10 protein-coding genes are annotated in these 11,212 nt (G+C 55.0%); 3 read left to right on the forward strand and 7 right to left on the reverse strand.

What is annotated here, in order from left to right:
• Positions 1 to 166: 166 nt before the first annotated feature.
• The 4 genes from hemG to pepQ are packed head-to-tail and all read right to left on the reverse strand — an operon-like array spanning position 167 to position 4,144.
• Entirely contained in the window at positions 167 to 700 is a 534-nt protein-coding gene (gene hemG, locus ABDW13_RS22450) for a menaquinone-dependent protoporphyrinogen IX dehydrogenase (protein ID WP_343554730.1), read from the reverse strand.
• 16 nt (positions 701 to 716) lie between these two features.
• Entirely contained in the window at positions 717 to 2,168 is a 1,452-nt protein-coding gene (gene trkH, locus ABDW13_RS22455; RefSeq protein ID WP_343554731.1) for a Trk system potassium transporter TrkH, read from the reverse strand.
• Positions 2,169 to 2,195: 27 nt separating this feature from the next.
• Positions 2,196 to 2,813 (reverse strand): IMPACT family protein, encoded by a 618-nt coding sequence (locus ABDW13_RS22460; protein WP_343554732.1) that lies wholly within the window; start codon positions 2,811 to 2,813, stop codon positions 2,196 to 2,198.
• Entirely contained in the window at positions 2,813 to 4,144 is a 1,332-nt protein-coding gene (gene pepQ, locus ABDW13_RS22465) for a Xaa-Pro dipeptidase (RefSeq protein WP_343554733.1), read from the reverse strand. Before pepQ ends, ABDW13_RS22460 begins: the two co-directional genes overlap by 1 nt.
• Before the next feature lie 186 nt (positions 4,145 to 4,330).
• On the opposite strand from pepQ, the gene fadB reads away from it, so the two are divergent.
• Positions 4,331 to 6,514 (forward strand): fatty acid oxidation complex subunit alpha FadB, encoded by a 2,184-nt coding sequence (fadB, locus tag ABDW13_RS22470; protein ID WP_343554734.1) that lies wholly within the window; start codon positions 4,331 to 4,333, stop codon positions 6,512 to 6,514.
• 10 nt (positions 6,515 to 6,524) lie between these two features.
• A complete protein-coding gene (gene fadA / locus ABDW13_RS22475; protein WP_343554735.1) occupies positions 6,525 to 7,688 on the forward strand; it encodes an acetyl-CoA C-acyltransferase FadA in 1,164 nt (387 codons plus the stop codon).
• A 51-nt stretch (positions 7,689 to 7,739) separates the two neighbouring features.
• Here the strand turns inward: fadA and fre are convergent, their stop codons facing one another.
• The 3 genes from fre to pepE all read right to left on the reverse strand — a co-directional run bounded on the left by fre (position 7,740) and on the right by pepE (position 10,771).
• Complete coding sequence (gene fre / locus ABDW13_RS22480) at positions 7,740 to 8,441, reverse strand: NAD(P)H-flavin reductase (protein ID WP_343554736.1); 702 nt, start codon at positions 8,439 to 8,441, stop codon at positions 7,740 to 7,742.
• A 39-nt stretch (positions 8,442 to 8,480) separates the two neighbouring features.
• Positions 8,481 to 9,965 (reverse strand): 4-hydroxy-3-polyprenylbenzoate decarboxylase, encoded by a 1,485-nt coding sequence (gene ubiD, locus ABDW13_RS22485; protein ID WP_343554737.1) that lies wholly within the window; start codon positions 9,963 to 9,965, stop codon positions 8,481 to 8,483.
• 74 nt (positions 9,966 to 10,039) lie between these two features.
• Positions 10,040 to 10,771 (reverse strand): dipeptidase PepE, encoded by a 732-nt coding sequence (gene pepE / locus ABDW13_RS22490; RefSeq protein WP_343554738.1) that lies wholly within the window; start codon positions 10,769 to 10,771, stop codon positions 10,040 to 10,042.
• 208 nt (positions 10,772 to 10,979) lie between these two features.
• Between pepE and rfaH the strand changes: the two genes are divergently transcribed.
• The coding region (gene rfaH / locus ABDW13_RS22495) for a transcription/translation regulatory transformer protein RfaH (protein WP_343554739.1) at positions 10,980 to 11,212 on the forward strand (233 nt) is incomplete at its 3' end.

An 11,212-nucleotide genomic window follows, 5' to 3' on the forward strand; every position in this document is an offset into this window, starting at 1 on the left:
CGTTTTCATCCGGCGGGATGAATTTCTTCACTCCCTGCTGAGCCGTCTGCGTTGCCGCTTTGCCGTCTCAGTGGTGGCGCATTATAGGGAGTTATTCGCAGCTGACAAGGGTTTATTGCAAAAAAATGATCGTTCGACCTAAAATTCGCCACTACGCTGTATTTCACTACAATTTGCCTGGTAACTGTGCAAAATCCTGGGCAAAAAGCGCCACTTTATTCCAATCGGTGTATTCCACTTCTTTTGATGAATCCGTTTCGCCACCCGTCATTCGCATAATGAATTGAATCATGACGCGATCGAACCAGCGATAACGTGGATAACGCAATGCGCCGGCAAACACGGCACAACAATCTGGCTGCCATGGCGACTGCTCAAGGAACTTGCGCGTGTAGGCATTGGTCTCTGGCGTGCACTTATCTGCTTTACGTGCCGTGAGGTTAACACTATAGAAGCCGCTGACACGCTGCAGCAGCTGCGACTTATGCTGAGTAACAAACTTCAGCAATGCCGGATGGAAATGACCATAGCGGATCGATGCGCCGATCAACACACGATCGTACTGCGGCCAGTCAACCTGTTGCGCCTCCAGCAAATCAATTACATCGCACAATTGATGCGGCACTAGCGTCTGCGCAATGCGCGCGGCTATTTCACGAGTTTGCCCATCGCGGCTGGAATAAAGAATCAACGCTTTCATGTCTTAATCCTATTTATCATTCACGCCAGAAAGTCGGCGTGAACAGCACCAGCAGCGTGAACACTTCAAGACGTCCAAACAGCATGGTCAAAATCAAAATCCACTTCGCGACATCATTCATTGAAGTGAAGTTGTCGGCCACCACGCCCAAGCCGGGGCCAAGATTGTTGAGAGTCGCCGCCACAGCAGCAAACGCAGAGAAATCATCCACGCCAGTGGCGATAATCGCCAGCATGCTCAGCAGGAACACCAGCGCATAAGCTGAGAAGAAGCCCCACACCGCTTCAAGAATACGTTCCGGCAGCGCGCGGTTACCCAACTTAATGGTGTAGACCGCGTTGGGATGCACTAAGCGCTTCAACTCACGCGAACCTTGCTTGAACAGCAACAGAATGCGGATCACCTTCAATCCACCGCCGGTTGAACCCGCCATGCCGCCAATAAACGCTGAGCACAGCAGCAGAACCGGCAGGAACAGCGGCCACCGCGCGATGCTGTCTGTAGTAAAGCCCGCAGTCGTCGCCATCGAAACCACCTGGAAAAACGCCTGATTCAATGTTTGCCAGCCACTGGCGTAGACATTATGGAACCACAGCACCACGGTACAAATCAGGACGAGCGTCAACTGTACGCCAATAAACATACGGAATTCGGGATCGCGCCAATAGACTTTCAGGCTGCGGCCGCTTAATAGCGAGAAATGCAGGCCGTAATTACAGCCAGAAATCAGCAGGAACACCGCAACGATGGTGTTGATGGTTGGACTATTGAAGTAGCCGATACTGGCATCATGCGTTGAGAACCCGCCAATCGCGATGGTGGAGAAGCTATGGCCAATAGCGTCAAACATCGGCATGCCCGCTAGCCACAACGCCACGGCACAGGCAACGGTCAGCAGCACATAGATCAGCCACAACGTTTTAGCCGTTTCGGCAATACGCGGGCGCATCTTGTTATCTTTCAACGGCCCCGGCATTTCAGCGCGATAGAGCTGCATACCGCCAACGCCCAGAATTGGCAGAATCGCCACCGCCAATACGATGATTCCCATACCGCCGAGCCATTGCAGCATCTGCCGATAGAACAGAATCGCTTTCGGCAACGTATCAAGCCCCACCAGCGTGGTGGCACCTGTTGTCGTTAGGCCCGAGAACGACTCAAAGAACGCATCAGTGATCGATAGATGAGGTTGTTCAGCGAAGATAAACGGCATCGCACCGACGCTACCCAGCACGGTCCAGAACAGCACCACAATAAGGAAGCCTTCACGCGGCTTAAGTTCTGTTTTTTCTTTGCGATTGGGCCACCACAGCAGCGAACCAATCACAATCGCCATCATAAAGGTCTGGCTAAACGCGCGCCCGGCACCGTCACGGTAAATCAAGGCAACGAGGCCCGGTAAAATCATGGTCACCGAGAACAGAATCACCAGCAGGCCCACGATGCGGGTAATGGCGCGAAAATGCATTCAGCCGTTTCCTTTAAACAGATGCTTTTAGTTTGTCAGCGGGATGAGCGTCAGCGCGCCCCGGCTGTAATCAGAGAGGTTTTGGCGAAAGCCAGCAATCTGCGCATGCGGCAACGCTAAACGTAGCGCAATGCGATCTTGATAATGGCTCTCTTCTATAATGCCGTCAAAACGTTGCAATAGTCGTTCGATGTCACTGAGCTGGGCGTAATCACATTGCAGGGTAAAAGATTGCATCGGCACTTTACGTTGACGCGCCAACTGCTTAAGTCCTTGCTGTACGCCGCCGCCATAGGCTTTCACTAACCCGCCGGTGCCGAGCATTACGCCGCCATAATAGCGCACCACTACGGCGGTAATCTCACCGACGCCGCTGCCCATAAGCTGAGCCAGCATCGGTTTACCGGCGGTGCCAGAAGGTTCGCCATCATCAGAGAACCCTAATTGCTGCGAATCATCTGGCGCGCCAGCCACCCACGCCCAGCAATGATGCCGTGCGGTGGGATGTTCTTGTTTCACCTGCTGCACAAACGCGCGCGCAGCTTCCACGCCTGCGGTATGCGCCAGCAAGGTGATAAAACGACTTTTCTTGATGGTTTCCTCGCTGAGACTGACAGCCTCAGCGGGAATGTCATAGGCGTCCATCAGGCAAGGTGCAGATCGCGCGTCATGTTTTCGATCCGGTTGGCGTGGATCACCACGTTATCCTCGATGCGAATACCGCCGTACGGTTTCAGCGCATCAATCGCCTGCCAGTCAAAGTGCTGGCTGAACTTACCGCCGCGCAGTTTCGCCAACAGCGAATCGATAATATAGAAGCCCGGTTCGATAGTCAGCACCATGCCCGGCTCCAACACACGCGTACAACGCAGATAAGGATATTGCGCTGGCGCAGCCAGATGCGTGCCGTTGTCGTCCTGCATAAAGCCAGCGACATCATGTACCTGCAAGCCGAGCGGATGGCCAAGACCGTGCGGCATAAACGGACCGGTTAAGTCTTCAGCCACCAGCGTCTCTTCGGTCAGGCCTTTCACCAGCTCAAATTTCAGCAGCATGCTCGCAATACGTTGATGCATTTGCAGATGATAATCGGTATAGCGCACACCCGCTTTCAACGTGGCGATCAGCGCCAACTCTTCTTTATTCATCGCGGCGACCATCTCGGCGTAACGCGATTTGCTCTGCGCCGCATAGCTGCGCGTCAGATCCGCCGCGTAGCCAAGATATTCCGCACCGGCATCAATCAGGAAACTGTGGCGCTTAGCGGGCGCTTGATGATCCAGTTTGGTGTAGTGCAACACCGCCGCATGCTCATTCAGGGCGATAATGTTGCCGTAAGGCACATCGGTATCGCGATGACCGGTAGCAGTCAGATAGGCGATATTGATATCAAACTCGCTCATGCCGGAGAAGAAAGCTTCTTTGGCAGCACGATGCCCCGCAACCGCCAGCTTCTGCGCTTCACGCATACACGCCAGCTCGTAGTCTGTTTTGATGCTGCGATGATAGTGCAGGAAGTCGATCACGCCTTTTGGGTTGACCTGCTCGCTGTTGATACCGAGTTGCGCAGCACGTTCAGGTACCGGCCCGATATACGCCACGTTTTCACGTTGCGCCGGCAGCAGTTGCGCGATGTCATCCGCATTTTTCAAACCGATGACGTCAACATCGTTGGTCCAGAAGCTATTAGGCAGCGGCTCAACGTTGTGCCAGTAATCTACCGGCGAATAGAACCACAATTTCGGTTTATTCACGCCATCAATCCATAACCAGCAGTTAGGCACCTGCGTCACCGGTACCCACGCCTTGAACTGCGGATTCACCTTAAACGGATAGTCGTGATCGTCGAGGAAAACGGTCAGCAGCTCGCCGGAATGAATCAGCATGGCATCAAGCTTAAAGCGTACCAGCACCTGCTGCGCTCGCTGCTGCAGCGTATTGATGTGCGCGTGATACAGGGTTTTCAGTGAATCCATGGACTTGTCTCCGATGTCGCGAAAGTGGCGGCAGTGTAGCACAGCCGCCGGTGTGATACCGTGCTGCACGCGCTGTGATCGCCGTATCAAATTATCAAACTCTCGTTTGCAAATAATTAACATCCCGCCCACACTCCAACTCATCTGGTATGACCAGATCATCTTTCGCGGTTTCAGGAGACGGACATGCTCTACCAAGGCGATACTCTTTCACTTCAATGGCTTGACGATGGCATCGCCGAGCTGATTTTCGATGCGCCCGGTTCGGTGAACAAACTCGATACCAAAACTGTCGCTTCACTGGGCGAAGCGCTGAGCGTGCTGGAACAGCAATCTGCGCTGCGCGGCCTACTGCTTTCATCGGCCAAACCAGCCTTTATTGTTGGTGCCGACATCACAGAATTCCTGTCGCTGTTTGAAGCGCCAGAAGAAAAGCTGAGCCAATGGCTGGCGTTTGCCAACAGCATCTTTAATCGCCTGGAAGATCTGCCGGTGCCGACCGTGGCCGCCATTGACGGCTATGCGCTGGGCGGCGGCTGCGAATGCGTGCTGGCAACCGACTTCCGCATCGCCACGCCAACCGCTCGCATCGGCCTGCCAGAAACCAAACTCGGCATCATGCCCGGCTTTGGCGGCAGCGTGCGTTTGCCTCGTTTACTCGGTGCTGACAGCGCGATGGAAATCATTGCGGCGGGTAAAGATCTGGATGGCAACAGCGCATTGAAACTGGGCTTGGTGGATGCAGTCGTCAGCAGCGACAAATTACGTGACGCAGCGCTTGCTGTATTGCAAGACGCTATCGTACAGGGTAACTGGCAAGCACGACGCGCACCGAAGCTGGCACCGCTGAAACTCAGCCCAATTGAAGCCGCCATGAGTTTCACCATCGCCAAAAGCATGGTGCAGCAAACCGCTGGCAAACATTATCCCGCGCCAGTGACTGCGGTGAAAACCATTGAAGCCGCCGCCAGTCTGGGACGCGATGATGCATTGAAGCTGGAAACCGCCGCGTTTGTGCCACTGGCGCAAAGCGATGTTGCACGTGCGTTGGTGGGTATCTTCCTCAACGATCAATACGTCAAAGGTTTAGCGAAGAAACACAGCAGCGCCGCCGGTGTACCGCAACAGGCGGCGGTGCTGGGCGCAGGAATTATGGGCGGCGGTATTGCCTATCAATCGGCATGGAAAGGCGTGCCGGTGATGATGAAAGATATCAATCCGCAGGCGTTAACCCTTGGCATGACTGAAGCCAGCAAGCTGCTGAACAAACAGTTGGAACGCGGCAAGATTGATGGCGCGAAACTGGCCAGCGTGCTCACTACGATTCAACCCACGCTGGATTACGCCGGATTCGAACGTATCGACGTGGTCGTCGAAGCGGTGGTGGAGAATCCACAAATCAAAGCCAAAGTGCTGGCAGAAACCGAGCAGCATCTGCGTGCCGACGCGATTCTGGCTTCTAACACCTCAACCATTCCGATCAGCCAACTGGCCAAAGCCTTACAGCGACCAGAAAACTTCTGCGGCATGCACTTCTTTAATCCGGTGCCGCGTATGCCGCTAGTCGAAGTAATTCGCGGCGAGCAAACCTCGGAAGCCACCATCAGCAAAGTGGTGGCGTGGGCCAGCAAGATGGGCAAAACGCCGATTGTGGTGAATGACTGTCCGGGCTTCTTCGTCAACCGCGTGCTGTTCCCCTATTTCGCCGCGTTCAGTTTGCTGCTGCGCGATGGCGCTGATTTCCGTCAGGTCGATAAAGTGATGGAAAAACAGTTCGGCTGGCCGATGGGGCCGGCGTGGTTGCTGGATGTGGTTGGCATTGATACCGCACATCACGCGCAGCAAGTGATGGCGCAAGGTTTCCCATCACGCATGCAGAAAGATTATCGCGATGCCATCGACGTGCTGTTTGAAGCCAAACGCTACGGGCAGAAAAACGGACAAGGCTTCTATCGTTGGGAACAGGACAAAAAAGGCAAAGCACAGAAGAAAGCCGATGCAGCCGTCGATGCGCTGCTGGAGCCAATTTGCCAACCGAAGCGGGTGTTCAGCGATGATGACATCGCCAATCGTATGATGCTGCCGATGCTCAACGAAGTGGTGCGCTGTCTCGAAGAGAAGATTATCGCTTCACCGGCTGAAGCCGACATGGCGCTGGTGTACGGACTTGGCTTCCCGCCTTTCCGCGGCGGTGCTTTCCGTTACATGGATACGTTGGGCAATAGCAATGTGGTCGATCAGGCCAAACGCTATACCGCTCTCGGCCCGCTGTATGCGCTGCCGGAACTGTTGCTGCAAAAAGCCCATCAGCATCAAAGCTGGTATCCCGCGGTGCAACCGATTGACGAAGCGGCGCTGCAAAGTGCCTGAGGTGATGAAGATGGAAAAAGTAGTGATTGTTGATGCCGTACGCACGCCAATGGGGCGATCCAAAGGCGGCGCGTTTCGTCAGGTACGCGCGGAAGATCTTTCCGCCCATTTGATGCGTGAACTGTTGAGCCGTAATCCAGCGGTCGATCCAGCATCGCTCGATGACATTATTTGGGGCTGTGTGCAGCAGACGCTGGAACAAGGCTTCAATATTGCCCGCAACGCCGCGCTACTGGCCGAGATTCCGCATCGCGTGCCTGCCAGCACCGTCAATCGCCTTTGCGGTTCGTCGATGCAGGCACTGCATGATGCGGCTCGCGCAATTATGGTCGGCGATGCGCACAGTTGCCTGATTGGCGGGGTGGAACACATGGGCCATGTGCCGATGAGCCACGGCGTGGATTTCCATCCAGGCTTAGGTCGCACCGTGGCGAAAGCCGCTGGCATGATGGGTTTGACCGCCGAAATGTTAGCGCGCATGCATCACATCACGCGTGAACAGCAAGATGCCTTTGCGCTGCGTTCCCACCAGCGCGCTTGGGCCGCCACCCAACGCGGTGACTTCAAGCGTGAAATTGTGCCCACTTACGGCCACGACGCGGATGGCGTGTTGAAACGCTACGATTTTGATGAAGTGATCCGCGAAGAGACCAGCCTCGAAGGATTGGCGGCGCTGCGTCCGGCGTTTGATCCGGTCAATGGTACCGTGACCGCTGGCAGTTCATCCGCGCTTTCCGATGGCGCCGCCGCGATGTTGATCATGAGCGAAAGCCGAGCGCGTGAGTTAGGTTTAACGCCGTGCGCGCGTATTCGCAGTATGGCGGTAGTGGGCTGCGATCCATCAATCATGGGTTATGGCCCAGTCCCTGCCAGCAAACTGGCGCTCAAACGCGCCGGATTAAATGTGCAGGACATCGATTTGTTCGAATTCAATGAAGCCTTCGCGGCGCAGGCGCTGCCGTGCATCAAGGATATGGGTTTGCTGGAGCAGTTGGATGAGAAGGTGAATTTAAACGGCGGCGCGATTGCGCTTGGTCATCCGTTGGGATGTTCCGGTGCGCGTATCAGTACCACGCTGCTGAATCAGATGGAGCGTCGCGATGCGCACTTTGGTCTGGCGACCATGTGCATTGGCTTAGGCCAGGGCATTGCGACGGTATTCGAACGGGTTTAATACGTTACTTGTTGCATGTGTTCCCGCCCTTTCGGGCGGGCTTTTTGCTGGTCAGATAAACGCAAACGCATCGCCAAACATCTGCGCTTCTAGCGCACCGCGCTCGGCACAGAAACGTTCACGTGCAATCTTCGCCATCTCAAAACGTCCGGCAATATAGATATCGTGTTCGCTGAGTGAGGCATAATCCTGCATCACCGCCGTCAACACTGTACCGCTGCGACCCGTCCAATCGTCCGCCGGTTGTTCAACCACCGGAATCACTTTCAGGTTGGGATGCTTCACTGCCAGCGCGTTCAGCTCATCCAAATCGTACAGATGCATTAACTCGCGGCCGCCCCAATAAATGGCGATATCGCGATCGGGCTTCTGCGCCAGCGCGGTTAGCAGAATCGAACGTGCGTAAGAGAAGCCGGTGCCGCCTGCAATCAGAATGATCGGACGTTCGCTATCTTCACGCAGCCAGGCATCGCCGTGTGGCATATCGACGGTAATCTGACGATCGTTTTTGATACGATCCATCACCGCCATCGCGTAGAGGTTGAGATCCGACGCGCCGATGTGCAACTCAATGATGTCTTTTTCCATTGGCGTGGAAGCCAGCGAAAACGGGCGCTTGTCACGCTCATCCATCACCACCATCAAATACTGCCCTGCGCGGAAGCTAAAATCCGCAGCTGGGATCAAGCGGACGCGGAAAACCGTATCCGTAATCGCTTCAACCGAAGTTACTTTGCAGCTTAACGTTGTCATGCGTTCCCTTTTTCTTCGGGTCTAATTGGTCTGCCGCCGTTAGCGCTGCGGCGGCTCGGCAAAGATGGCTAACTCATCCCAAATGGCGTCAATGCGCGCGGTTACAGCCGGATCTTTAACAATCGGCGTGCCCCACTCGCGCGTGGTTTCGCCAGGCCATTTATTGGTGGCATCAAGTCCCATCTTCGAGCCTAAACCGGAAACCGGCGAGGCGAAGTCGAGATAATCGATTGGCGTGTTCTCAACCAGCACCGTATCGCGCGCCGGGTCCATACGCGTGGTAATCGCCCAAATCACATCATTCCAGTCGCGCGCGTTAACGTCGTCATCACACACAATCACAAACTTGGTGTACATGAATTGGCGCAGGAACGACCAAACGCCAAACATCACACGCTTAGCATGGCCAGCGTACTGTTTCTTGATGGTCACCACCGCCAGGCGATAAGAACATCCTTCTGGCGGCAGATAGAAATCGACAATTTCCGGGAACTGCTTGATCAGAATCGGCACCAACACTTCATTCAACGCCACACCCAACACCGCAGGTTCATCTGGCGGGCGTCCGGTATAAGTTGAATGATAAATCGGGTTGCGACGTTGCGTTACGTGCGTCACGGTAAACACCGGGAAACTATCTACTTCATTGTAGTAGCCAGTGTGATCGCCGTACGGACCTTCCGGCGCCATATCGCCCGGCTCGATGTACCCTTCCAACACGATTTCGGCGCTGGCAGGCACTTCAAGCTCGTTTGAGATGCACTTCACCACTTCGGTTTTATTGCCACGCAGCAAACCGGCAAAGGCATATTCCGACAGCGTATCCGGCACTGGCGTTACCGCCCCAAGAATGGTGGCGGGATCGGCACCCAGCGCCACCGAGACCGGAAAACGTTCGCCCGGATGCGCTTTGCACCACTCCTGGAAATCCAGCGCGCCGCCGCGATGCGACAGCCAGCGCATGATCACGCGATTCTTGCCGATCACCTGCTGGCGGTAAATCCCCAGATTTTGCCGCTCTTTATGCGGGCCGCGCGTGACGGTCAATCCCCACGTAATCAGCGGCGCGGCATCGCCGGGCCAGCATTTCATTACCGGGATACGCGACAGATCGACTTCCTCGCCGCTGAAAATCTCTTCCTGGCACGGCGCATTGCGCAGGCGTTTGGTCGGCATATTCAGCACTTGCTTGAACTGCGGCATTTTATCGAACAGATCGCGAAAACCTTTTGGCGGCTCCGGCTCTTTCAGAAATGCCAGCAGTTTGCCCACTTCACGTAGCGCACTGACCTCTTCCTGGCCCATGCCCATCGCCACGCGTTTTGGGGTGCCGAACAGATTGCACAGCACTGGCATGTCGTACCCTTTTGGGTTCTCGAACAGCAGCGCTGGGCCGCCAGCACGCAGTGTGCGGTCGGCAATTTCGGTCATCTCTAACTCAGGATCGATCTCCTGAGTGATGCGTTTTAACTCGCCACGCTGTTCCAGCAAGGAGAGAAAATCTCGTAAATCCTGATATTTCATGCGGCGTTAGCTTTCCGGCCAGAGTGAAGCGCCATTATAAAGCGCTTGTCCGCTGGCATGTTGAGGTTTCTGCGTCAGGCGGGCTGACAGGAAAACGGCACCAGCGACTGAATCGCCAGAACATCGTGATAAGCGGCAATCGGCTCGCCGTGGCGGAACACTTTGAAATCCTCGCCGCGCGCACTGTAGTAACGCAGGCGATTTTCGCTGACATGCAGGAAGCTGGCTTCACGCAGCGCAATCACCGATTCGTGTGGATTGACGGCGCAAAACTCGGCCAGTCGTTCATCACGCGTTTCGCCCATATGGCCGCTGACGTGCGCATCAAGATAATGCGGGTTGATTTGCACCGGGAACAGGCCCAACGCGGGCAGCACTACGCTGCTGCGCACCGGCATATCGTTGGTGGTACGAATGGAAGGCGTTGCCACGTTGCAACCGGCGCTCCAGCCGACATACGGCACGCCACGTTCACGCACCGCACGCTGAATGGCAACGATCAAGCCATGCTCGTGCAGCATTTGGTTAAGGAACCAGGTGTTGCCGCCGCTGACCAGAATCATTTCGGCTTGTTCAATCGCGGCAACGGGCGAAGCAAAGTCGTGCACGGTGCGCACTTCAATACCCAGCGATGCGGATAAATCCTGCGCGCGTTGCGCATGGTCGCCACGAATGATGGCGTAAGGCACCAACACCGCCGAGGTAATGCCGCGCTGGGCAATCATCGCGTGTAACTGCGGATGGGCGTAACTCAATAGCGGCGCATCTTCGGCCACTTTGCCGTTACTTAACAGAAACAGTTCCATCAGCCACTCCATTTCAATCGAAAGATGGAGATGGAGTCTGATACAGATAGTTATCAGCCGTCAATTTTCTTACAAGAAACAGTGAAAAAGGTGCAGCAATCAGAAAAATCGTAGTGATATTATTTTCCCAGCCGGGTTTACGCGGCCGATGCGCTATAACTCTGTCAGCAGGTTTGATATTCTTAGCGTCCATTATTTGGGAGCAGTTATGGAATCCTGGTACTTACTCTATTGCAAACGTGGACAACTATTGCGCGCGAAGGAGCATCTTGAGCGGCAAGAGGTGAATTGCCTCAGCCCGATGATCGCTCTGGAGAAGATTGTGCGCGGTAAACGCACCACCGTGAGTGAGCCGCTGTTTCCCAACTATCTGTTTATCGAATTCGATCCCGAAGCGATTCACACCACCACCATCAGCAGCACGCGCGGCGTCAGCCACTT

It is taken from the genome of Pantoea sp. (genome assembly GCF_039594315.1).
Classification (GTDB): domain Bacteria; phylum Pseudomonadota; class Gammaproteobacteria; order Enterobacterales; family Enterobacteriaceae; genus Pantoea.

Coding starts and splice junctions, on each gene's coding strand:
- hemG (WP_343554730.1), bottom strand. CDS start 700: ATGAAAGCGTTGATTCTTTATTCCAGCCGCGATGGGCAAACTCGTGAA.
- trkH (WP_343554731.1), bottom strand. CDS start 2,168: ATGCATTTTCGCGCCATTACCCGCATCGTGGGCCTGCTGGTGATTCTG.
- ABDW13_RS22460 (WP_343554732.1), bottom strand. CDS start 2,813: ATGGACGCCTATGACATTCCCGCTGAGGCTGTCAGTCTCAGCGAGGAA.
- pepQ (WP_343554733.1), bottom strand. CDS start 4,144: ATGGATTCACTGAAAACCCTGTATCACGCGCACATCAATACGCTGCAG.
- fadB (WP_343554734.1), top strand. CDS start 4,331: ATGCTCTACCAAGGCGATACTCTTTCACTTCAATGGCTTGACGATGGC.
- fadA (WP_343554735.1), top strand. CDS start 6,525: ATGGAAAAAGTAGTGATTGTTGATGCCGTACGCACGCCAATGGGGCGA.
- fre (WP_343554736.1), bottom strand. CDS start 8,441: ATGACAACGTTAAGCTGCAAAGTAACTTCGGTTGAAGCGATTACGGAT.
- ubiD (WP_343554737.1), bottom strand. CDS start 9,965: ATGAAATATCAGGATTTACGAGATTTTCTCTCCTTGCTGGAACAGCGT.
- pepE (WP_343554738.1), bottom strand. CDS start 10,771: ATGGAACTGTTTCTGTTAAGTAACGGCAAAGTGGCCGAAGATGCGCCG.